The following is a 23,169-nucleotide window of genomic DNA, read 5'->3' as shown; positions in this document are numbered from 1 at the left end:
GCTATCTGTAAGCCATTGGTTAAAAGAGAATTTTTTTTCTTTACAACTTTTAACTATCTACACTTTTCTAATTTGCAGGATTGTTTACCTTTGCGATTTCATGGAAAACAGTCTCATTAAATACTTTGTTGCCGACGAATCGGATTCCATCAGTATAACTGAGCTGGAAAACTACAGTAGTTTGCATCCGGCTGATATCATTCCCAAACTACTTCTTTCCAAAAAAATGAAGCAAAACAATGCCCACGAATTGATGCTGCAATTTAATGACCGCACTGCAGTACATTATATGAGTTCAGGAAGTGCCATACCTTCTATCAGGGATTTGAGGACTTTTTTGGATAAAGGCAGTAAGAGTGATTTTTATCAAAGTAGCACGATTTCTAATGATTTGGATGTAAGGAGTGGGACGACTGAGGCCGAACAACAGGAAAAAATGGTAATAGAAGCTGAAGTTTTAAATGAATATGAACATTTGATTGAGTCAGACCTTCAAAATGAAGAATTTTCAACACCATCAGAAAAATCCGAGACCAATTTAATCGGAACTCTTATGACGGGAGATGACCAAGATGTCAGTACTTTTATAATGGAACCTGCCAATGAAGTCACAGACAATACAGTATCGGAGTTGTCAGAAGTTGATGATTCAGAAGATTTTGAAATCGAGAGTGGTCATTTAGGGACACCAAAAGGAAAAAAATCAGCTAAAAAGAAAGTAAAAAAAAGCAAAAAGAATAAATATACATTAAGGGAATTCAGTGGTATATCACCTTTTTCCAAATGGTTGTTGACTTTCAAAAAAGCAGATATAGATAAAAAATAGAAAAGGAAGAAAAAGTCGCAAAGAGAAAAGCCATAGAAGCTTCTGCAAATAAATCAATCAAAAAATCATCTCAAATTATATCAGAACCGCTTGCAGATCTGCTGGCATCTCAGGGACATTTTGACGAGGCAAAAAAAATGTATGAGCAATTGATGATGAAATATCCGGAAAAAAGTAGTTACTTTGCGGCGAAAATAAATCAGAATATAAAATATTAAATAAACATGACCACAATATTAACAATACTTATTGCAATCAATTGTGTTTTACTGATGGCCATCGTCCTTATACAGAATCCAAAAGGTGGTGGAATTGACTCAACTTTAGGTGGTTCAGCTGCTAATCAAATGTTTGGTGCTGCCAAATCTACAGACTTTGTCGAAAAAGTAACCTGGGGACTTGCTGCCAGCTTATTTGTATTATGTATCATCACTGCGATACTTGTATCAGGTAGCGGTGGAGGAGACCTGATTCAGCCGGTACAATAATAAAACTCAAAACTCAATCTTTTACGTTAGGCTCTTCTGTATTCGGAAGAGCCTTTTTTCGTTATTTGTTAGGGTGTTTGCTGTATTATTTTGTTGATTGTAATTTTATGATATAATTGAAAGACACAAAACATTTAATATTAGAGAAATGACAACAACTTTCAAGGCAAGATTTTGGAAAATCGGTCGATGGTTTACAGGACTTTTTGTATTACTTTTTATGTTTAGGCTCATCTACGGTTACATAGCCACTGATGCTAATATAGGAAGTGATTATAGCGAAAATTTTTTTAGTAGCATTGACAATCTAAGAAAAAATTATGCTTCCGAAAAAGTAGTAATGAAAGGTGGTGATGTACAAGTAGCATCACATATTGCTTCAAATCAGAAATATGAGAAGACGGCTTCTATCAAAACAAAGACATCTGAATTTGAGAAGGATGAAAAAATATTAAAGGCTAAATCAAAATCATTTGATGCAGTAATTCAATATGAACAAAGTCTTGGGCAAAAAAGTAACAGACAGATACACTTGTTAATAGGAGTTAATCCCGGCTTGTTTGACAGTCTGTATAATGAACTAAAGAATATAGGTGTTATTAAAGCAACAGAAATTACCAAAGTTGATAAGACCAATGAGTACCGTCAGCTTAACGCAAAGAAATCATCTATTGAGAAAACTTTACAGTCTCTAAACGACCTAAAATCAAAAGGTGGGCAAATAACGGATTTTGTCTCACTCAATGACAAGATTTTAGAAATAGAAGAGAAAGCACAGGAATTGGGAGTCGAACTTGGAAATTTTGATACAGAAAATGAATTTTGTACGATAAAACTTTCAATGTATGAGGGTGCAACAGAAAAAAACATAAGTTTTATTCACAATACTCCGATAACAAATTTAAGCTGCGACTTTCCCAAAATCTAATATTTTGCGTTTTAATTCATTATTTTTTTGCAACTCTGGTTCAATACCATAGTTGATAAATATTCTTTCCAGCAGAAATTGATTAAATAACTCTGTTTTGATATCTTGAATGGAGCAACTGCAGGGCTGATCTTTTTCTATGCCTTGCCGTATGATTGCTTTAGCTACATTGACTGCCGTCATGGCATAATTTACATGATTATGGATTTTCTCCACTGACCTTGCCTGACAGTTGTCCAATCCGGTAAACTGTTTGCCGTCTCTGAATATAAATTCCATTTGAAATCTGGCTTTGTAATATCTGACTATGTCGATGGAATCCCTAGACGTGTTGGTGCTAAAATAAAGAATGGTGTTTGTAACTTCACCTTTCTCATTTAAATATTCTGTATAGGCCACTTTGATATTTATCTTTAGACTTATGGAATACACCACTGCTTCGTATATAACCTTGCTCCCATCATCAACTGTCTTTTTGAATACACTCTTATCTATATTTTTGAGATCTACTTTGCATGAGTATTTCTTAGGGCGACCTCTTCCTTCCATCTTCGGACCATTGTAAAGATACTTTAAGTTTGCATCGGGGCGTAATCTACAGATCACTTCTAACCCCAATTTGGTCATTGATCCTACAAATTTTTGTTTGTTAAACCAACCATCTACTACTAGGATTTCACTATGTTTCTTTATTGTATTAATCCTTTCGACAAATATCTTACAATAGTGTTTGATCAGACCAGTTTCTGCATCTTCTTTCTTCACCGGTGGTGTCTGTACGGCATCAAGATGATAGGCTGTATTTTGCTTGACATCTATGATGGCCAAGCATCCAAATTCCATACCTCGCTTGATCATGCCTGCTACACCAGAGTAAAAATAGCCTACATTAGGTGTATGTTTCCCACTCTTTGAAAGATATGAAGGATCAAACCCCACTATCAATTCATCGCCACATTGTTGGGTGATAAATAAAGAATTGATTGATACAAAATCAAATGCCTTCTTGAACATGTTGCGAAACCTCACTTCAGGCGACGAACTATATCTTCCCATCTGAGTAAAATTGATTTTTCCTTTGATGGTAAGAAATAACATGGTTACTTCCATAAAAAATACTTTCTGCCATTTGTTGATGCCAACCATTTTATCTAATATTGTACCTATAAGGCTTTTTGCCGGAAGTAAATGCGTCTTGTGTAATCATTTTTGTGAGAGATTGTGATTACAGGTTGGCTCAAGGGCCAATTTACGCATTTACTTTTTATATATATTTTTTATCCTAATGTATTTTAAAAGTTATCGGAGTATTGATTCACAGAGTAAAAGTAGCATTGGAATGGACAATAAAATATTTTGCAATAATTTCTTTCACTACTCTTGTACTCTCGATGACTATCTTCATTTTACTGCTAGTTATTGACAAATTGAAAGTAATAAGTGCCATTGATAAAAAACTAAATGAATAAATACACTATATCCCATAAAATTAAACAATATATAAGCTGAAGCACTAAAAATTAATAAATTACCCAAGTCGAAAACAGCGTTAATACCTATATTTGCATGAAATAAATCAATATTTGGAAATCGAAATTGCCGGTCGCTAAAACTTTCGAAATAACTGCTAAAAGTTACAAAATACTTCAAAATAAAAAAGGTCAGTAAATTTTGTACCTACTGACCTTTTTACACATATAGTAACTTTTATTTCTTTTTCATCATTTGATCTACTCCTGCGGTAAACTCTTCTACAGTAGCTGTATATCCTGTTTTACCTAAAGCTTCGATGCTGTATTGATTTACTTTTTCATCTTTTGATAGATTAAAAACCCAAACAGTCGGATAGCCTCCTACTTGAAAAGCCTGCGCCAAATTTTGATTTTGCATCTGAATATTTTGTGGAAGGGTTTTACGTCTGGGGAAATCCAATTCTAAAAGCACCACATTTTTTTCTGCCCATTGCTTGAAAGCATCCTGGCTGAACACACTGGCAGTAAGCCTTTTGCACCATCCGCACCAGTCACTTCCTGTAAAATTTGCCATGATGGGTTTTCCGGTTTTTTTAGATATAGCATATGCTTCATCTACATTGACAAGCCATCCGGGATTCTCCGCAGTATATACTTCCGGTACTGATGTTGGGTTAGTTGCTGTAGAAGCAGTAGTTTGTGCAGACATATTTAAGCTCATCATTAAAAATCCTGAAATCAGAACTGATGCTAATACTTTTGAAGACAATTTAATACTCATGCAATAAAATTTTAATATTTAAACAACAAAGATATAATGATAATTTCAAATTACATTCCAAATAAGAAAAATTTAACTTTAATTTGATAAATTATTTTACTTTTCCGTCATTTTTAGTCAAACATTTAAGATCTGTAATCATTAAAAAACCCGAAGTCAAAATAACTTCGGGTAAAATCAAAACAACAATTCTTAACCTTTAACCTAAAAATCTAATTGAGCGGAAGAGACTTGGTACAGAAGAACCAATCTTTGCACTTAACATCGTCAGCTTCCATTCTTTCTTTGGCTACCCCACAGGATCCTGCTGGTGGAACAATTACATCTTCGCCAGGTCTCCAGTCTGCAGGTGTTGCGATGGCATATTTATCTGCTGTTTGCATAGCTATAAGGGCGCGCTTGAGTTCGTCAAAATTTCTGCCAAGTGAAAGGGGGTAATAAATGATGGCTCTTATGACACCTTTGGGATCAATGAAAAATACTGCTCTTACTGCTTTGGTGCTACTTTCTCCAGGTTGAATCATACCATATTTTCTGGCTACTTCCATAGTAATGTCTTCTATAAGAGGAAACTTCACTTCTATGTTTTTCATATCACGAAATTCAATTTTCTCTTTGATGGTTCTGAGCCAGGCTATATGACTATACAACCCATCTACCGACAATCCGACAAGTGCGCAGTTGAGATCGGCAAATTCATGTTCCATTTTTGCAAAAGTCATAAATTCCGTTGTACACACTGGTGTAAAATCTGCGGGATGGCTGAATAAGATGATCCATTTTCCGTTATAGTCTTTAGGAAAATCGATATTTCCTTGTGTTGTTACCGCTTTGAATTCGGGTGCCTTGTCACCTATACGAGGCATAGCAACTATCTGATTATCATATATTGTTTCCATATGGTAGGATTTAAATTTTGGTTATAACATAGTACTTGGGCATACATAGTCGGTAAGTTTAAACTTACCGCTCTCTTTGATATCTTTGAACCCACCATCTACATTGATAAAGTTTTCGTAACCACGGGATTTTAGTATTGATATAAAACTCATAGATCTGTAACCTCCGGCACAGTGTACATAATAAGTTTTCTCAGGATTCACCATTTTCATAGAGTCATTGACATAATCGAGTGGTGCATTTTCCGCATTAATGATATGCTCTGAATCATATTCGCTCTTTTTTCTGACGTCAAGTATCGCTATATTTGGGTCTTTAGCCTCTGCATCTGCAAATTCCAGCGCTGATATATTGATGACGGTGTCCACTTCTTTCCCCGCGTCAATCCATGCATCTATACCGCCATCAAGATATCCTATGGTAAAGTCATATCCGACCCTAGCAAGTCTTGTGATGATTTCTTCTTCTCTGCCTTTTTCGGCCACTACCAGGATTTCTTGTTTAATATCCGGTATAAGTGTGCCCACCCAAACTGCAAAACTACCGTCTATACCTATATTGATAGCATTGGGAATGAATGCTTTAGCAAAATCCTTTGAACTCCTGGTATCCAGAATCAAGGCATGAGTTTCATTGGCTACCAATTCAAATTCTTTGGGACTGAGTGCTTTCTGACCTCTTTCAAGCACGGCATCAATACTGTCGTATCCTTGTATATTCATCAACACATTTTTAGGGAAGTATCCCGGAGGAGGCATCAATCCATGTAGTACTTCACCAATAAATTTTTCTTTGGTCAGTTCCGGTCTCAATGCATAGTTGGTCTTTTTCTGGTTGCCAAGTGTATCTGATGTTTCCTTTGACATGTTTTTACCGCAGGCACTTCCGGCACCATGAGCAGGATACACGATGATATCATCAGCCAATGGCATGATTTTGTACCTGAGGGAATCAAAAAGATGACCGGCAAGTTTTTCTTCTGTCAATTCAGAAATCACATGTTGTGCTAAATCAGGACGACCTACATCTCCTATAAATAATGTGTCTCCAGTAAATAATGCGGTTTCTTTACCATTTTTATCTATCAGTAAGAAACAACTGCTCTCCATGGTATGACCCGGAGTATGAATTACCTTTAGTTTGATATCCCCTATGCTAAATATTTCTCCATCCTGAGCCACATAAATTTCAAATCCGGTTTTGGCTGTAGTTGGACCATAGACAATTTTAGCACCGGTTTTTTTTGCCAGATCAATATGACCCGAAACAAAATCAGCATGAAAGTGGGTTTCAAATACATATTTGATCTTTGCACCGTTGTTTTCAGCCTTTTCTATGTACGGCTGGACTTCTCTAAGTGGATCGATCACTACTGCTTCTCCATTACTTTCGATATAATATGCTCCCTGAGCAAGGCATCCAGTATAAATTTGTTCTACTTTCATATTTTATGAGTTTATCTGTTTGAGAAATAAATGTTTTATGGCACAAAAGTATGGTAGTTAAACTAAATGTTGGGTGACGTAAGTTACATAATTTCATGGGATATCGAGATGGTGGATTAAGGAATGGAACAAATGTGAATGAATGAATTCAAAATGGATTTTAAATATTTCTAAACCAACTAGTGCTACAGGAACAAAATAAATACCTATAAAACTTGATCTTATTCCCAATATCAGCGTTGAAAAGCCTCGCCATAGCTATTGCTATGTCTGTGTTTTTCGCCTTGATCTTGAAAATAATCTACTTCGTTTTATTATGTACTTACTTCATTCCTGTAGCACTAGTGGTATGGTAAGTGTTGAATGACGGATTAATTATAAGTAGATTTTTCTTTTGATCGAGGCGATGGTTCCCGACCTTAGCCGTAGCTAAGTAAGGGATTATTCAACGAAGAGCAAATTGAAAAGATACAATAAGTCAACAGTCAGTTTAACCTTAACATAACACTAGTGCTAGACCAGCTGAAAACTTAGGATTTATACTCAAAAAGTAATTTCATCTGACGAAAAATTAACTGATTTTTCTGATTTGAAAGCATATACATCAATAGTTGCCAGAAATCATCAATTTTCAATGCCAAAATATTAGTGTCATATTAACAATATTGTGTTACATTTGCGGTTTTAAAATTTTTTGAAAACTCATTTATTATAACTATTATTACAAAATATCAAACATGTTATCAAGATCTGAAATCTTTGGATACAAACCAAAAAAAGAATATTCAAAACCAGTAGCCTACTTTTCTATGGAGTTTGCTGTCGATCAGGCGCTGAAAATATATAGCGGAGGATTGGGCTTTCTGGCTGGTTCTCACATGAGAAGTGCCTTTGATCTAAAACAAAATCTGGTCGGCATAGGGATGCTTTGGAAATATGGGTATTATGATCAGGTACGTACTATCAATGGTACTATGAAGCCAGACTATGTTCAAAAGTTTTATTCATTTCTTACAGATACCGGGATTATTTTTCCTGTAGAAGTTCATAGTGCTATAGTATATGTAAAAGCATATCTCCTTAAGCCTGAAGTATTTGGAACAGCTCCTATGTTTTTGCTTACCACTGATATAGAGCAAAATGATGCTGTGTCCAGGACAATCACCAACAGACTGTATGATGCCAATGAAGCTACAAGGGTGGCACAATCTATCGTATTAGGTATAGGCGGTGCAAAACTGCTTGATATACTGCATCTCGAAACAGAAATCTACCATATGAATGAAGGTCATGCATTGCCCCTTTGTTTTTATTTGTATTCTAAATACAGAGATTTGCAAGAAGTTAAAAAAAGAGTGGTGTTTACTACCCATACACCCGAAGAAGCAGGCAATGAACAAAGAGACTTTAACCTTCTGAGTAGAATGTCATTTTTTAACGGTCTTGATGATAATGAAGTCAGGGATATTTTGAATATCGAAAACAATACCCTGAATTACACATTATCTGCACTCAGATTTGCCAAAATAGCTAATGGAGTATCTAAAATGCATGGTGAAGTTTCCAATGAAATGTGGTCTGGATATGATGAAATCTGTGAAATCAGGTCCATCACGAACTCACAAAACAAAAAGTACTGGAAGGACGAAATTCTTGAGTCCGCTTTTGAAAATAATGACATCCAAGGTCTGATAGCGCGTAAAAAGGAACTGAAGAGACAACTTTTCAAAGTTGTCGCAGACCAGGCTGGAAAAATATTTGACGAAAACGTACTTACATTAGTTTGGGCACGGAGATATGCCGGATACAAAAGAGCGGATTTGATTGCTGCAGACGCTGAAAGGTTTTTAAAAATAGTAAAAGACACAAATTATCCCATCCAGATCATCTGGGCAGGTAAACCATACCCTGAAGATTACAGTGCTATTGATACATTCAATAACTTATATTGGAAGACTCTGCCATTGGCCAACTGTGCAATACTGACTGGATATGAATTGGGACTGTCTGCCACATTAAAAAAAGGTTCAGATGTTTGGCTCAATAACCCAAGATTGTATCGCGAAGCATCCGGGACAAGTGGTATGACTGCTGCCATGAATGGTTCAATAAATTTTTCAATTCCGGATGGGTGGATTCCGGAGTTTGCAAAAGATGGAGAAAACAGTTTTATCATACCACCCGCAGACAGATCACTCAGGGTACAGGAACAAGATGAGATAGAGTGTCAATCATTATTAAATATTCTGGAAAACATCATCCTACCTACCTATTATGACAAACCTAAGAAGTGGGCTCAAATCATGATGAATGGCATGCAGGATGTAAGTCCTGAGTTTGATTCAGATCGCATGGCAGCCGAATATTATACTGCCATGTTCAATAAAGAAGTACTTATGGCGGAACCTGTTTAACTAGTACCTAAATATCTAAAATAAGTTCTGTAATCATTAATGAGTTTTAGGTATCGATAGATTGGTTATATTTTTACGTTTGACTATCAGGCGGCAAAAGTTTCCTGGTTCAGCTATGATGCTCAATTTGGTATAACACTCTGTTTTCTGAAGTAGTAATATGCAGGAACGCCCAGGATTAAAATCAATAAACCCAGCCAGGATTCTGCATTCATTCCACTCAAAGTATTGAAAACAAATGCAAGGATTACAATAAAGTATAATAAAGGAATCCATGGGTATAATCTTAGCTTAAATCCATGATTTGGTTGATTTTTATGCCTGAAAACAAAGATAGTAGCCGAAGCCAATGCCATAAATGTGACATCCATAAATGTCACAAATGTGATGATTTTCATGAATGAACCCCATAAAAAAATCAATAATGTAGCCCATGCAGCCTGAAAAATCATAGCATTATAAGGTGTTTTGTATTTTTCAGATACTTCAGCGAGAGACTTAAAAAATATGCCATCTTTTGCCATTGCAAAATAAATTCTGGGAGCACTCATGGTATAAATCCCTATTGTTCCAAATATGGAAATAGCAATGGCTATTGAAACCATTTTTCCGCCATGGTTCAATACGGTAGAGATAGCATCTCCTGCAACTTTATTACTTGTGCTCATTACATCTATGGGCAAAAGCACCATGTAAGCACTAATAATCAACAAATAGAAAACAGTAACGATCACAGTTCCGTAAAGCATAGCCTTGGGAACGGTTTTTTGAGGTCAATTGTTTCGCCTGATACAAAAGTAGCATGGTGCCATCCGCCAATGGACCAAAAAACTCCAACGAAAGCGAGCAAAATATGTTGAATCAGATTTTCTGGTACACCTGTAGTTATATCCAATGTGAGGTTATCATAAGATGATGGTAGAAAATACATACCCACCAGGATAATCAAAAACATAGCAAATAACTTTAGTCCCGTAAACAACGAAGCAAATGCCTGAGAAATATTCACCCCAAAAATATTCAAAATGGTAAGTCCCCATATCACCATGATGGCAAGAATTGATTTCCAACTATCTGAAAGTTGTATGAAATATGTAAGATATTCTGCCAGGGCCATACCAAGGGCTGCCAGGGCTCCTGTATTGACTATAAAAAGTGTGATCCATCCATAAAGGAATCCGTACAATGGACCAAAAGCATTTTTTAAGTAAACATATACTCCACCATTGTAAGGATATCTTGCCCCTAATTCTGAAAAAGTAAGTGCACCTAACAACGCTATGAACCCACCAATGGCCCATGTCAGTAAAACATAACCATGATGAGGGAGCAGATCTATTGTATTGGCTGGAGTGACAAAAATTCCTGACCCTATACATGCGCCTATGGCTATCATTGTCAGACCTCTTACATTGATTGTCTTCTTTAATTCAGTCATGCATTATGGTTTAGTTTTTTAAAAATTTATGTTTTGTGTGGTTGAATTCTTATTTTTTCATCTGTATCTATTTACTTAATGTAAATTGGTTGGAGAAAAATACTAATTTATCTTAATACAACTTATACTGTTGTCAAGCTGAGCATTCCATGGATTTTAATTTATGTTTATTTGGCAAAATATCTCCTTTCACAACGCTAATTCAGCAGCAAATATGAAAGTGAATACATACACCAAGTGTTAAAAATACATGTTGTTATAGAAAATCCAAATTATAGTTGTAATTTTATCTTATTATTATTGCGATGGTTTGAATTCTTATGGATTTTATTTTTTTCCATTAGCTATATAGAGTCCATTTTTGAGAGACAGTCCGTTATTGGCAAACAAGTATTTTTGTTTTAAAGTTTGAGATGGGATTTATAATTTGTTGAAAATCTGACAAAATACACGTTTTGAGAAGAGTTTTAGTCATGTTATTTTTATGCTTATCAGTTTTTGTCCACGGACAATTTAACAGGTCACAACTTTTAGGTGAGTATGAAGAAATTATAGTTCCATTTACTTATGTCAATGGTTTCATATTGGTGGATGTCATTTTTCAAAGGATATTGCCGATGAAGTTTATTATAGATACAGGCGCTGAAAACTCCATACTACTAAAAAAAGAATATACGGAATTACTGCGTACTCCATATCATAAAAAAATTAAGTTATATGGATCGGACCTGAGTGATGAGGTTACTGCCTATGTTTGTAATGGAATTTATTTACAGTTCTTAAATACAAGAAGTGTCAGGCATAATATTCTGGTACTTGAAACTGATTTTGTGCACTTGGACGAATATATTGGTTCGAGGGTTGATGGAATCCTTGGTGCTGAGTTTTTCAAAGGTTTAATAATGAAAATTGACTATAAAAAATTGGAATTGGTATTGATAGATCCCTCAAAGTTTAATAAAAGCAGGGTTAAAAATCATCAGGTATTTGATATAGAAATCATTAGCAGCAAGCCTTATCTCCAGTGTATTACTGAGGTAAAACCTGGTTTAAAAGTTAAGACAAGACTGCTGATCGACTCAGGAGCGGCATTGACGGCTTTATTTCATCACAATACGGATTCTCTGCTAAGTACATCAGGATTGATTTTAAAAGGCAGCTTGGGCAAAGGGTTGGGCGGTGATATAGAGGGATTTTCAGGAAGAATTCATAAATTACAAATAGGTGACTTTAGTTTTAATAATTTACTAAGTAGTTTTCAGGAAATAGATTCTTCTATGTTAGGGCCGCAAAAAGTAGTAAGAAACGGAATATTGGGCAATTTGCTGTTGGAAAGATTTGATGTGTTTTTGGATTTTTCTGCATCAAAACTCTATATGAAAGCTAAAAAAGGTTATAACAAGGATTTTGAATATGATAAAAGCGGGATGACAGTATTTTCTTATGGAAATACGCTCAACAAGTATTATATAAGGTATGTCATTGAAAACTCGCCGGCATCAGATGCTGATATAAGACCTGGAGATATCATTCTGAAGATTGGATTATTTTCATACAAGTGGTATAGTTTACGCCAAATCAATGGAGTGTTTTCATCCCGTAATGGTCGTAAGATCAAGTTGAAATTGAAACGGGGAGATGAAATTTTAATAAAAGAAATAGTATTGCGAGATTTATTCAGTGATAAACACATTTCGCTTTAAGATTCTTTTATTTTCATTTATTTCTGATTGAATTGTCGATATATTTACACTTTTATTGAAATGAGAAGATATTGAATAAATTTAGACAAAAGCAAGCGAGAATCCTTCGTATTGTCAGAAGGATTCATAGGATATTTGGAATCTGGTTATTTTTATTTTTGTTTATTACAGGAGTGACAGGGTTGCTCCTTGGTTGGAAAAAAAATAGCTTTGGGCTGATTCTGGCAGAAACATCATCAGGAGTGAGTAGAGATGTTCAGGGATTTTTGCCTTTTGATACCCTTTTAACTATTTCAGAAAATTACGCAAGGCTTCATTTTCACAATGATGAACACGAAATTGACAGAATAGAAGTCAGACCAGATAAAGGAATAGTAAAAGTAAATTTCAAAAAAAACTACAAGGGTTTGCAGATCGATGCTACTAACGGGAAACTATTGCAAGTAGAAAGTAGAAATTCAGATTTTATAGAGCATATCCATGACGGTTCCTGGTTTGACAAAACTTTTGGACTTAGTTCAGGCGTCTTTAAGCTCATTTATACCTCGCTTTGTGGTATAGGATTGATCGTTTTTACAGTTTCCGGTTTTTGGTTGTGGTATGGTCCCAAGCTTATCAGGAGACATCATGAAGAGTGATAAGTTTTACTTTGACAGAATGTCTTTACCAAATAAAAACCGTGACTCCCAATAAGCATAATCTGTAATGACATCCGTTTTGACACCCGCTGAAGTCGTAGCATGTACCACCTTCAATTTTTTATCCAGATTTTCAGAAACTATTGCAACATGTGAAATCCTTTGTTCATTACCAAAAAAAACCAGATCTCCGGGTGCCAGATCATCTCTGTTTTTTTCCTTTCCTAATCTAGCGAGGTTGTCTGATGAACCTGCTAATGGAATGCCATTCTGAGAAAATACATATCCTGTAAATCCACTGCAATCAAATCCCGACTCAGGTGATTTGCCCCCTGACCTGTATGTAGTCCCAATATATGACAAGGCCGTGTTGATGATGTCTAACCGGATTCCGGACACATCCTGGCTTTTATCTTCCTTTTTGTTTTCACCAGGTTTCTTCTCGTAAGTATATGCTTTTTCTGAAGATTTTTTACTGTCGGATTTTTCCCTTTTTCCTGCAGATGAGTACTTTCCTGATCTATATGTGTTTGAAGTTGAACAAGAAGCCATCATTAAGGCAATGCAAATTCCCACAACAAAAAAGAGCGATATTTTATTCGTTATCATATACAAATCAATATTTTATACATTGTATTTATATCTAATGTCAAAAATTATGCCTAAATTTCGATTAGCTTTCACATGATATGATTGATAAACTATTATGTCTCCTTAGCATCCTACCTAAAAATAGATAGATTTAATAGATTTACTAAAATCGAAAACAATCGTCAATGTTAGACTTAAAGGTTTTCTTTGCAGCTTTATTGCCTAAACCAAATTTTATTCCTGCAAAAATATCAGATCCATAAAAATTACTCTTTCTGAGGATACTCACGATATTATCGCTTCCTAAGGTCAAAATGCCAAGTCGAGCAGCCAGACCTATATTGAATATTCTTTTTTCTATCAATGAGACAGGAAGAGAAACAGAATACCATTTGGTTTCGTATCTGGGAGTCAAAGATATCAGATGGACTCCGCGAATCCTGAAGTCAGACAAAGATACCGGCTGAATCATTAAAGCATGAATATAAACTGATTTTTTTAGTTTATAGTCAAATTGTGCACTTATGGAAAATGGCAATAAAATAGTCTTTTTATCACCTGTGGTCAATACTTGTTTCTGGCCAATTGAATTTTGAATAAAAACATCTGACAGGCCTTGCAAACCATCTTCAAATGATAGATTTTGATAATCTCTTCCTAAGATACTAATAGTAGAATCACTGATAAAATCATACGTCCTGATATCACGGGAGAATCGCACAAATCCCAAATCAATAAGTGAGACACCTGCTTTATAATCAAAATCGTCATTTTTCATATTTTTTGTGTATGAAACCCCAAAATCAATACCTGCACCTTTACCGTGAACACTTGTGCCTATGTCATTCATGCTTGAAAATCCGAAAGCGATGTGTGGCCTTTCCATTTGAAAGTCATTTTCTCCTGTCACAACATGCTGATAACTTCTGCGACTATTACCATAAGCCATATCATAACCGATGATATATTTTATGTTTGCCCCGATACCAATTGCGTTTTTATTATTATCCATCTTTAAGTAGGCATAATTAGCACCTAATTCGAGCCAGTTCATGACTGCACCTCCGAATTCCGAAGCTCTGAACGGGTCGAAATGTTTTCTTTTTGTAATTTTATTATAAGTAAATTCATTCGGGATTTTAGTGGCAGATAGTCCTGACCTAAGCTGAACAAAACATCCAATGGTCTGATTTTTTTTAAATTGAAATCCTATTGCAGGTCCGGTCACAAAGGCTCTGGCCTGTAAAAAACGCGAAGCCTCATTATCCACATAACCAACCTCAACTACATTGTCTTTCACAGATACCTTATCATCTACAACAATTAAATTTCTGCGATTCCTGAATAACTTCCACAGATGTGTTTCTTTAAAATACAGATAGTTATTTTGTACAAACAAACCAGCACTACCAAGATGGATATCCCATTTATTAGAATTAAAGATGTTTTGACTTGGATTAATAGTAACTCCATACATTCCGGCATTTTTTTCAAGCCTCATTCCCAGCTGATATTGGGTGAAAGAAGGAATGGTGTTTAAGACAAAAACCAGGATTAAGGCAAATATTCGCATAAATAATTAGAGTCGAGGAATATAAAAACAAATAGAACTTACAATTTTACATAGAGTATGTTTAAATTTTTATGTTTGAGCGTAAGTGAATATAGCCGGAAGTTATGGCGAAAAATATAACGCCAGCTATAATTAAATTTGCCGCATGGAGCCGTATGATAAAAGTTTAAACATACCTCTTAAACCGAGAGAGTGTAAAAAATAGTGTGTAAACTCAAGAAGAAAAATAAGGTATTATCTTAAAATTGTTCTAAGGTAATAAGAATTTGAATATATCTCACCCAAAAAATCACGAATTAGCATTAACCATTTTGCTTGACTTTGATCAATTGCCTTAAAAAGACTTTGTATCAAACAGAAAATTGAATGCAAAATTAATAATCATAATTATTTAATTTACAGTACATTATAATCTAAATTTTTTTCGGAATATTTTTTGTCCACAATAATATAAGTAAGAGTTTAAATTTTTATGTTTGAGCGAAAGTGAGAAAATTTAATTATGGACAAGGTATATTTTACAGTCGTAGCCGGTCAAGACGATTTTTAGAAAAATGTCTTGATCGGGACAGAAGCGTCCCGAAAGCTCAAGCATAGCTTGAAACGGTACGGCGAAAAATATAACGCTGGACATAATATAATTTGCCACTTGGAGCCAAATGATAAAAGTTTAAACATACTCAAAGATGTATAATTTTTTATTGCTTTAAAATCAATATATTATGAACCTGACTCCAAAATAATCGCCCTATTTAGTTCACCTGCCCGGCTATTAACATAGTTGTTAGACAAGCTAAATGCGTTGATTATTTAATCACCAGAATCATAATCTATTGATTTGCAACTAAATTAAATTTAAACATACTCTAATTTGGGTCTTACTGCACTCAGAAAAAGAAAATCTTTTCATCCTTTACAGAAGTTATAAAATGATGTAAAACTGGATTGAAGTTTACAAAAAGAATCAATATTTTTTTTTATTGTGAAATATTTTCATTTTGTTATTACCTTTGCATCAGCAAACATATAAATAACCCAATATACATGTCAACAAATAGCGATTACGGAAGAAAAGGGGCCATCTTTGGCAAAATAGTTTTAACCATTATATTATTCATCATTATGTTGATATGGATATATAATAAAAACGGTCATTTCGTACCTGTACAATAATTCAGGTTAAAGGTTTCAGGATTGAATTATTGAGTTTTGAAAAAAAGTCCACTCTCTCTTGATACTTCATTTAGTCTGCGAAAAAATCGTTATTTAAGATTCTTCACCTAAAGGTCATCTTTCAGCATGTACAAAAACAAAAAAGTGGTGGTGGTACTACCTGCTTACAATGCTGCCAAAACACTCAAAAAAACATATGATGAGATACCTTTTGATCTGGTAGATGAAGTCATACTATGTGATGATGCATCGAAAGACAATACCGCAGAACTCGCTCACCATATCGGGATACAACATGTCATAGTGCATGAAAAAAACAAAGGTTATGGCGGCAATCAAAAATCCCTTTACAATAAAGCACTCGAACTCGGTGGGGATATAGTCATCATGCTTCATCCTGATTACCAGTACACTCCACTGCTGATTCCATCTATGGTCAATATAATAGGTGAAGACCTTTATCCTGTAGTCCTCGGCTCAAGAATTCTGGGCAAGGGTGCACTCAAAGGTGGCATGCCATTGTATAAATATATTGCTAACAGATTTCTTACCCTTACACAAAACTTTCTCGTCGGATATAAATTGTCCGAGTATCATACCGGTTACAGGGCATTCAGCCGCGATGTACTTCAAAACATCAAATACAACGTCAATTCAGATGACTTCATCTATGACAATGAGATGTTATCACAGATCATATACAAAGGCTACGAAATCGCAGAAGTGACTTGCCCCACTAAATATTTCGAAGAGGCATCATCTATCAATTTCACCAGAAGCAGTAAATATGGTTTGGGTGTACTGAGGGTTTCAGTTGTACATTTACTCAGCAAAATTGGCTTAGTGAAGTCGAAGCTATATTAATATATCAAAATTTTCTAAAAGTTATTCAGGGTGCATTTCATTTTTTCGCCCTTTGCTCGATTTCTTATCGAGTTTCGTTTGTTCGTCGTAGCTTCCGGCTACGATGCAATATAGACAGGCATCTTGCCTGAATCGCGAAATAATAAAATGGTGATTTTTAATGTGAAGCGAAAAAATGAAATACACCCGTTATTCACAGCCTCTTACCATATTTCAAGCATCACCATTCATTCCAATTCAATATATATTGATTAGAGTTTTCTAAATTCAATCAGATAAAATTATTTATTTATTGATTATTTAGGCTTTGCTAAAGTCTATACATGATAAGTAGAATGTCAGTAAATATATGCTTGGGGTAAAATTAGTATTCAAATTCAAGTCCTGACTTTCTTTATTTGAACAAGATAGCAAAGTTTTATTCAATATTCAATATTCATATTTTAACAAGAATAAAGCCAATTAAATCAGTTCAAATTACCTTTTTTACAGGTGTGTATAACAAAATAGAAGTTATTTTCTCTAATAAAGAAATTCCTTGCTAACTTGTCCTTCGTAAGAAAGAAGCCTATATATCAAAAATATATTACAATAGCTGGTGTTCCCCATTTTTGCACTAAAATTGTTTATACTGCCCGCTACCCCCATTCCCTAAAGAGCCTGTCAAGCTATGCTTGAGACGACCCACCCTTTAACTCTTAACTACTAAGATAATACACTAAATTAGAAACTTAAAAATTATATAATATAGTGCAATTTTGGGATACACCCCAATAGCGGGGTTTTCCATAATTGATAATCAAGGTGTTATGGTGAGTTAGATGGAATTGCACAAATTCATATTTTCCTCCCCGCTACCCTCATTCCCTAAAGAGCCTGTCAAGCTATGCTTGAGACGCCCCACCCTTTACCACTCTTCAGACATCTGCTCTCCCCTTCAGGGGCCTTCAGGGGTCGGGGGTAAATTGATGAAATATTCCTTATAGACACATTCTCAAAAGTGCCGTTTGCTCGTTTTCATTCTTACCCTAAAAGAAGTGCAATATGTTATACACACATTTTTCAGTATTTGTTGATTATATTTCCATAAATTACTATTTTTGTCCATAATTGGAAATGAATGTATGAAAATTTTAGAAATAATTTCAAGCAATTTGTTGTGATTACCCCACAAGAAATAAGCAAAGTCTATCCGTTTTTTAATGCTAAAAATTTGGTCAACTGGCAAAAAAAAGGATACCTGATAAAGCTCAGAAATAATTATTATCTTTTGTCCGAAACAATGATTGATGAGTATAAATTATATTTCATTGCTAATAAGATGTACTCGCCGTCTTATGTTTCTATGGAGTCAGCTCTAAATTATCACGGTATTATACCTGAAGGAGTATACCGGATACAGTCTGTGTCAACGCGTAAAACAAATCTATTTGATACAAAAGTGGGAATATTTAATTATCAAACGATAAAAAAGGAACTATTTTTCGGATACTGCCTGGTAGATCATGAAACCACCACATTCAAGATAGCATCTATTGAAAAAGCTGTCTTAGATTTTTTATATTTACGCACCGATATTCGTGATTACTATAGTATCAAAGCCCTGCGTTGGAACAAAGATGTGCTAAAAGGAATGGACAAAATATTATTACAAGAATATCTGAATCTATTTTGCTCTCCCGTCTTGAATCATAGAATAAACTTACTTAAAAAATATCTCGATGCTTAGTGTCAATGAAATATCACAATATTATCCTGAACACCTCAGGGTATTCAAGAGATTTATTTTAAGGGAGTATTTGCAATACAAAATTCTGGAAATAATTTTCAATGGGCCATATGCCGAAAAATTAGTTTTTTTATGTGGTACCTGCCTCCGATTAATACACCAAAACCAACGGTTTTCGGAAGATTTAGACTTTGACAATTTCGATTTACATTTTAATGAATTTGATGAAATATCAAAGAATATCAGGACCGAACTGGAGTTTGCCGGGTATAAAATAGAAACAAATCAAGTAGCAAAAGGAGCATATCATTGCTACATCCGATTTCCAATGCTACTTTTTGAACAAGGGTTGTCCGGATATACTGAAGAAAAAATATTAATTCAACTTGACACAGAACCTCAGCATTTTAATTTTAAACCCGACCAACCGATATTGAATAAATTTGATGTGTTTACAAGAATATTTGCGACACCTCCGGATTTATTGATGTCCCAAAAATGTTTTGCTATATTGAACAGAAGCCGCAATAAAGGCCGGGATTTTTTCGACCTTATTTTTCTTATGGGTAGAGGTATATATCCAAACATGGAATATCTAAATCAAAAATATGGAATTAACACGCCGGATGAACTAAAAGCAAGATTGCTGGACAAATTTCAAACTTTAAATATGGATGAAATGGCAAAAGATGTAGCTCCATTTCTATTTAAGCCTGTAGATCAAAATAAAATAAGATTATTTGCGGATTATCTGAAGGAATATAGCTTTGTTAAGTAGGTAGCCAAGCCATTCTTTTTAAAATGCCATTCATCTTTGCAATAATAAATATTGGCAGTTCTTCTTACTTCAGCTTTTCCATCATGACTATTCCTTCCAATGATGCATAAGGTATGGTGAAGGTGATTTGACCGACTACATACGCTGCTGCTTCATAGGCATTGTAAAACATCATAAGGCCCTCATCTGTCACCGCATACTGAGAAGGAAGGCTATACACACCATTGTCAAAAAAGTAACCCGCTTCTTCAAGATCCTGATTTTCTGTGAGTTCCTGATTCTTACGAAATTCTGATTCGGCAATTTTCCTGAAGGCTTCGAGGTCAGTAATGATACTTTCCAACGCCAATGTTTTACCGGTAGCTTTATCAAAATTGTGATAAGTGATAAATGTATTGGGATGTGCACCTCCCAAAAACGTAAAACCATTAACAGAGAGACATAATACTTTAGGATTTTGAAATACAGAATCCACACTGATATCTATATTCCAAACCTTACCTCCTGCTTCAGGAAATTCCTTTACAAAATCCCTATGCTGCAGAAAATATAACTTTGACAATGAGTCCACGGATATGTCTCTATCAATAACAGATGTATTTTCGGGAAAAATACAATCTCCTATCATGCCTTTAATATAGCTTTCTATGGTATCTGTTACCGCCTTTCCCAAGTCATTATTGATGTTTTTGGGTAGAAGTCGTTTTACATTAAGGATCGCACACTCATTCATCAGTGAATCCTGTAAATCACAATCTTTACCTGATCTGAATGATTCGGTTTCGGGAATAAAGGTGATATTGTCTTTGGAAGGCAATCTGCCGATTTCGTTTTTACATGATATCAAAAAGAACAGACATCCCAAAGACGAAACCACTAAAACTCTCTTCATATTTTCAAAAATAGTATTAAAAATCAATGTATTGGATTAGTTGATTCTTTTTGATAATAAGGATTGGATAAGAGATTGTTATATTTTTCGAGCAGTTTTGAAGCATTCACACCGTGATCATAATGATCTACAACAAACTGGCGTGCTGCCTGACTTATTTTATTAGTATCTATTTTGCCATCGAGTATGTCAGAAATTTTCTGAATAAAGTCCTTTTCATCCATTGCTTCAAATAAATGAATACCATCTTCTGCATGGATGCCTTCCTTGCCCATACCGGTAGTGATGATTGTTTTGCCTAATGCCATACCTTCCAGTATTTTAACTCTCATACCACTGCCTGAAAACAAAGGAACTACCATCATGTGATAATCATCCATAAAAGAAATCGCATTGGAAACCTCACCATGCACCACTACATTTGAGAGATTTATGGCTTGCAGGGTGTCAGGTGTGTTGCGCCCGGCTATGTGGAATTTTACATGAGGATACTTTTCATGTATAGCAGGCCATACTTTCTCCAAAAACCATATCAAACCTTCCATATTTGGCATCCAGTCCAGAGCCCCTATAAAGCAGATATCTCTGTTGTTTTGTTTATTGGCACTTAAATTGTAGTTTCTGATATCAAGTCCTATGGGTGAAGACATTGCTCCGTTTTTATAGCCCAGAGTTTTAAATTTTCTCAGATCGCGTTCAGAAACAGCGATGAGATAGTCATATTTGTTCAGGTTTTCGAGTTCAAATCTTTTTAGTTTGCCTGTCAGATACTTCAGGTACCATTTTTTAAATGTAAACTTTGTGTTGGAAGTGATTCTTTCCCAAATTTCAAACTCAATATTGTGTGCCCGCATCGTAATGAGTGCCTTGGAGTGTTTTTTTATTACATCTATATATGGTGCCAGGTATAAAGTTTCCAGCTGAATGACATCAAACTCATTATTTTGAAGCAGTTCTACAAGTTTATTTTTAAAATCAGGGCAAACAAAGCGGCTTACATGATAAGACTCTTTAGAAAAAAGGTTTTTAAATGCTGAAAATGCATTGATGCTATTATCTAAAGCGGTAACATGAATTTCTTTATAGTGGTTAAATTCTCTAGGTAATGAATTCAAATCAGTATAGTGTTTTGAAGTATTCATGCTCAATAATGTAATATCACATCCCAAATCATGCAAGGCATGACTAAGATAAGTCACTGCTATAGACTCGCCATCTTTAAGAGGAAATGGAAATTTTTTACACAACTGAAGGATCTTCATATCACTATCCGTCTATTAAAATTCTCATAAATGAATAACAAAGGTAAATAAATTATTTGAGACACTTTAAAATCAGTCCTTTTATATTTTATTTAAAATTTACCTTAAAACAATTCAGTGAGGGTCAAAAGCTAAATCAAGACTCGATTTTAATAATAACAATCCGGAAATCATAAATATTGTTTCATTTGTTAATAAAATTTAAATAGTACAAATATAAATGATCCAAAAATATATATCTATTTGATTACCAATATACTAATATGATACCCATGTTTATTTCTTTTGACTACAAATGATGCTTACTAAAAAGGTCATTTTCCAATCAGGTCCTGCATTGCCGAAGCTATATCAGGATATTTAAATCGAAACCCTGCGGATTGAATTTTTATACTGCTTACGTTGTTGCTGTTTAAAACCACAGATGCCATCTCTCCAAGTGAAAGCCTTAGTATGAACTCAGGTACGGGTGTGATCACACCAAAATGATTATTCGCTTTTTTAACTTCACCGATGATGGTTTTATTTGTGACAGAGTTTGGGCTACAGGCATTGTAAGTGCCGTGGATATGATTATTCTCAATGCAGTAGATCATCATAAGGCACAAATCATCGATATGAATCCATGGATAATATTGGTCACCCCTTCCGAAATAGTTGTACACACGCAAACCAGAAGTCATGGTCATTTTTGGCAATGCACCACCATCCATCGATAACACAATACCTATACGCAACAGGATATGTCTATGACACAATTCGGCAGTTTCAAGCGCAGATTCTTCCCATACCTGACAACATTCTGACAGAAAACCAGTGCCAGGATCACTTTCTTCCGTGAGTACAGTGTGATTTCTGTCACCATAATATCCTACAGCTGAAGCAGATAAGTACGTCAATGGTTTTAAATGCTGATCATTCAGATACTTTTTTATGGTTTTGGCACTATAGACCCGACTTGATACCAATTTTTTTTTCCTGTCCTCAGTCCATCTCTTATCTGCAATCCCCTCTCCTGCAAGATTGACGATGTGATCAGGAACCGGAATTTTTTCAATATATTGCTTATCTATATCCCACTTTGCAAAGGTGATACCAGATATGTTAGATGGAGTGGGCTTCCTACTTAATACTATGATTTCATACTTATTTTTATCCAGCATTTCTATCAGACGACGGCCAACCAATCCTGTTCCACCTGCGATAAGTATGACTTGTTTTTTTATCTCATTCATGATACCGTAAAATTAAAGTGGACAGAAACTATTCCGCGA

At 34.9% G+C, this 23,169-nt stretch carries 20 protein-coding genes; 9 read left to right on the top strand and 11 right to left on the bottom strand.

What is annotated here, in order from left to right; translation table 11 throughout:
• Nucleotides 1–100: 100 nt before the first annotated feature.
• From IPK35_07765 to IPK35_07755, 3 genes are all read left to right on the top strand, one after another.
• On the top strand, nt 101–826 hold the full coding sequence (locus tag IPK35_07765; protein ID MBK8053154.1) for a hypothetical protein: 726 nt from the start codon (nt 101–103) through the stop codon (nt 824–826).
• Nucleotides 827–1,050: 224 nt separating this feature from the next.
• Nucleotides 1,051–1,314, top strand: a complete 264-nt coding sequence (gene secG, locus IPK35_07760) for a preprotein translocase subunit SecG (GenBank protein ID MBK8053153.1) — start codon at nt 1,051–1,053, stop codon at nt 1,312–1,314.
• A 148-nt stretch (nt 1,315–1,462) separates the two neighbouring features.
• Nucleotides 1,463–2,242 carry a DUF4349 domain-containing protein gene (locus tag IPK35_07755; GenBank protein MBK8053152.1) on the top strand — a complete coding sequence of 260 codons (780 nt, stop codon included), beginning with the start codon at nt 1,463–1,465 and terminating at the stop codon, nt 2,240–2,242.
• On the opposite strand, the gene IPK35_07750 is transcribed toward IPK35_07755, so the two are convergent.
• From IPK35_07750 to IPK35_07735, 4 genes are all read right to left on the bottom strand, one after another.
• Nucleotides 2,216–3,388: a transposase gene (locus IPK35_07750; protein ID MBK8053151.1), complete on the bottom strand. Its 1,173-nt coding sequence runs from the start codon at nt 3,386–3,388 to the stop codon at nt 2,216–2,218. The two genes, IPK35_07755 and IPK35_07750, sit on opposite strands and share 27 nt — an antisense overlap.
• A gap of 561 nt (nt 3,389–3,949) precedes the next feature.
• The gene (locus IPK35_07745) at nt 3,950–4,495 is read right to left on the bottom strand and encodes a thioredoxin family protein (GenBank protein ID MBK8053150.1); all 546 of its coding nucleotides are present in this window, start codon (nt 4,493–4,495) and stop codon (nt 3,950–3,952) included.
• Between the two features lie 212 nt (nt 4,496–4,707).
• A complete protein-coding gene (locus tag IPK35_07740) occupies nt 4,708–5,361 on the bottom strand; it encodes a peroxiredoxin (GenBank protein MBK8053149.1) in 654 nt (217 codons plus the stop codon).
• Between the two features lie 54 nt (nt 5,362–5,415).
• Nucleotides 5,416–6,840, bottom strand: coding sequence for an MBL fold metallo-hydrolase (locus tag IPK35_07735; protein MBK8053148.1), 1,425 nt, complete (start codon nt 6,838–6,840; stop codon nt 5,416–5,418).
• Between the two features lie 737 nt (nt 6,841–7,577).
• Between IPK35_07735 and glgP the strand changes: the two genes are divergently transcribed.
• Nucleotides 7,578–9,254, top strand: coding sequence for an alpha-glucan family phosphorylase (gene glgP, locus IPK35_07730; protein ID MBK8053147.1), 1,677 nt, complete (start codon nt 7,578–7,580; stop codon nt 9,252–9,254).
• 122 nt (nt 9,255–9,376) lie between these two features.
• On the opposite strand, the gene IPK35_07725 is transcribed toward glgP, so the two are convergent.
• Together IPK35_07725 and IPK35_07720 are read right to left on the bottom strand one after the other, a co-directional pair.
• On the bottom strand, nt 9,377–10,003 hold the full coding sequence (locus IPK35_07725; GenBank protein MBK8053146.1) for an amino acid permease: 627 nt from the start codon (nt 10,001–10,003) through the stop codon (nt 9,377–9,379).
• Nucleotides 9,985–10,692 carry an amino acid permease gene (locus tag IPK35_07720; protein MBK8053145.1) on the bottom strand — a complete coding sequence of 236 codons (708 nt, stop codon included), beginning with the start codon at nt 10,690–10,692 and terminating at the stop codon, nt 9,985–9,987. Before IPK35_07720 ends, IPK35_07725 begins: the two co-directional genes overlap by 19 nt.
• A 455-nt stretch (nt 10,693–11,147) precedes the next feature.
• On the opposite strand from IPK35_07720, the gene IPK35_07715 reads away from it, so the two are divergent.
• Both IPK35_07715 and IPK35_07710 read left to right on the top strand, forming a co-directional pair.
• Nucleotides 11,148–12,395: an aspartyl protease family protein gene (locus IPK35_07715; GenBank protein MBK8053144.1), complete on the top strand. Its 1,248-nt coding sequence runs from the start codon at nt 11,148–11,150 to the stop codon at nt 12,393–12,395.
• Nucleotides 12,396–12,463: 68 nt separating this feature from the next.
• Nucleotides 12,464–13,033: a PepSY domain-containing protein gene (locus IPK35_07710; protein ID MBK8053143.1), complete on the top strand. Its 570-nt coding sequence runs from the start codon at nt 12,464–12,466 to the stop codon at nt 13,031–13,033.
• 6 nt (nt 13,034–13,039) lie between these two features.
• On the opposite strand, the gene IPK35_07705 is transcribed toward IPK35_07710, so the two are convergent.
• Both IPK35_07705 and IPK35_07700 read right to left on the bottom strand, forming a co-directional pair.
• Nucleotides 13,040–13,642: a C40 family peptidase gene (locus IPK35_07705; GenBank protein MBK8053142.1), complete on the bottom strand. Its 603-nt coding sequence runs from the start codon at nt 13,640–13,642 to the stop codon at nt 13,040–13,042.
• Between the two features lie 145 nt (nt 13,643–13,787).
• A complete protein-coding gene (locus IPK35_07700) occupies nt 13,788–15,125 on the bottom strand; it encodes a hypothetical protein (GenBank protein ID MBK8053141.1) in 1,338 nt (445 codons plus the stop codon).
• A gap of 1,371 nt (nt 15,126–16,496) precedes the next feature.
• On the opposite strand from IPK35_07700, the gene IPK35_07695 reads away from it, so the two are divergent.
• The 3 genes from IPK35_07695 to IPK35_07685 all read left to right on the top strand — a co-directional run bounded on the left by IPK35_07695 (nt 16,497) and on the right by IPK35_07685 (nt 19,741).
• Complete coding sequence (locus tag IPK35_07695; GenBank protein ID MBK8053140.1) at nt 16,497–17,234, top strand: glycosyltransferase family 2 protein; 738 nt, start codon at nt 16,497–16,499, stop codon at nt 17,232–17,234.
• A 1,120-nt stretch (nt 17,235–18,354) separates the two neighbouring features.
• Nucleotides 18,355–18,963 carry a hypothetical protein gene (locus IPK35_07690; GenBank protein ID MBK8053139.1) on the top strand — a complete coding sequence of 203 codons (609 nt, stop codon included), beginning with the start codon at nt 18,355–18,357 and terminating at the stop codon, nt 18,961–18,963.
• Nucleotides 18,956–19,741: a nucleotidyl transferase AbiEii/AbiGii toxin family protein gene (locus IPK35_07685; protein ID MBK8053138.1), complete on the top strand. Its 786-nt coding sequence runs from the start codon at nt 18,956–18,958 to the stop codon at nt 19,739–19,741. The genes IPK35_07690 and IPK35_07685 overlap by 8 nt, the downstream gene beginning before the upstream one ends.
• Before the next feature lie 64 nt (nt 19,742–19,805).
• On the opposite strand, the gene IPK35_07680 is transcribed toward IPK35_07685, so the two are convergent.
• The 3 genes from IPK35_07680 to IPK35_07670 all read right to left on the bottom strand — a co-directional run bounded on the left by IPK35_07680 (nt 19,806) and on the right by IPK35_07670 (nt 23,130).
• Complete coding sequence (locus IPK35_07680; protein MBK8053137.1) at nt 19,806–20,633, bottom strand: DUF3298 domain-containing protein; 828 nt, start codon at nt 20,631–20,633, stop codon at nt 19,806–19,808.
• A gap of 23 nt (nt 20,634–20,656) precedes the next feature.
• Nucleotides 20,657–21,895 (bottom strand): glycosyltransferase, encoded by a 1,239-nt coding sequence (locus IPK35_07675; protein ID MBK8053136.1) that lies wholly within the window; start codon nt 21,893–21,895, stop codon nt 20,657–20,659.
• 314 nt (nt 21,896–22,209) lie between these two features.
• On the bottom strand, nt 22,210–23,130 hold the full coding sequence (locus IPK35_07670) for a TIGR01777 family protein (GenBank protein MBK8053135.1): 921 nt from the start codon (nt 23,128–23,130) through the stop codon (nt 22,210–22,212).
• Nucleotides 23,131–23,169 lie beyond the last annotated feature (39 nt).

The organism is Saprospiraceae bacterium (assembly GCA_016713025.1).
In the GTDB taxonomy this organism is placed as follows: Bacteria; Bacteroidota; Bacteroidia; order Chitinophagales; family Saprospiraceae; genus OLB9.
This window is presented reverse-complemented; position numbering and strand designations above follow the sequence as displayed.

Coding starts and splice junctions, on each gene's coding strand:
- IPK35_07765 (MBK8053154.1), top strand. CDS start 101: ATGGAAAACAGTCTCATTAAATACTTTGTTGCCGACGAATCGGATTCC.
- secG (MBK8053153.1), top strand. CDS start 1,051: ATGACCACAATATTAACAATACTTATTGCAATCAATTGTGTTTTACTG.
- IPK35_07755 (MBK8053152.1), top strand. CDS start 1,463: ATGACAACAACTTTCAAGGCAAGATTTTGGAAAATCGGTCGATGGTTT.
- IPK35_07750 (MBK8053151.1), bottom strand. CDS start 3,388: ATGGTTGGCATCAACAAATGGCAGAAAGTATTTTTTATGGAAGTAACC.
- IPK35_07745 (MBK8053150.1), bottom strand. CDS start 4,495: ATGAGTATTAAATTGTCTTCAAAAGTATTAGCATCAGTTCTGATTTCA.
- IPK35_07740 (MBK8053149.1), bottom strand. CDS start 5,361: ATGCCTCGTATAGGTGACAAGGCACCCGAATTCAAAGCGGTAACAACA.
- IPK35_07735 (MBK8053148.1), bottom strand. CDS start 6,840: ATGAAAGTAGAACAAATTTATACTGGATGCCTTGCTCAGGGAGCATAT.
- glgP (MBK8053147.1), top strand. CDS start 7,578: ATGTTATCAAGATCTGAAATCTTTGGATACAAACCAAAAAAAGAATAT.
- IPK35_07725 (MBK8053146.1), bottom strand. CDS start 10,003: ATGCTTTACGGAACTGTGATCGTTACTGTTTTCTATTTGTTGATTATT.
- IPK35_07720 (MBK8053145.1), bottom strand. CDS start 10,692: ATGACTGAATTAAAGAAGACAATCAATGTAAGAGGTCTGACAATGATA.
- IPK35_07705 (MBK8053142.1), bottom strand. CDS start 13,642: ATGATAACGAATAAAATATCGCTCTTTTTTGTTGTGGGAATTTGCATT.
- IPK35_07700 (MBK8053141.1), bottom strand. CDS start 15,125: ATGAGGCTTGAAAAAAATGCCGGAATGTATGGAGTTACTATTAATCCA.
- IPK35_07695 (MBK8053140.1), top strand. CDS start 16,497: ATGTACAAAAACAAAAAAGTGGTGGTGGTACTACCTGCTTACAATGCT.
- IPK35_07690 (MBK8053139.1), top strand. CDS start 18,355: ATGTATGAAAATTTTAGAAATAATTTCAAGCAATTTGTTGTGATTACC.
- IPK35_07685 (MBK8053138.1), top strand. CDS start 18,956: ATGCTTAGTGTCAATGAAATATCACAATATTATCCTGAACACCTCAGG.
- IPK35_07680 (MBK8053137.1), bottom strand. CDS start 20,633: ATGAAGAGAGTTTTAGTGGTTTCGTCTTTGGGATGTCTGTTCTTTTTG.
- IPK35_07675 (MBK8053136.1), bottom strand. CDS start 21,895: ATGAAGATCCTTCAGTTGTGTAAAAAATTTCCATTTCCTCTTAAAGAT.
- IPK35_07670 (MBK8053135.1), bottom strand. CDS start 23,130: ATGAATGAGATAAAAAAACAAGTCATACTTATCGCAGGTGGAACAGGA.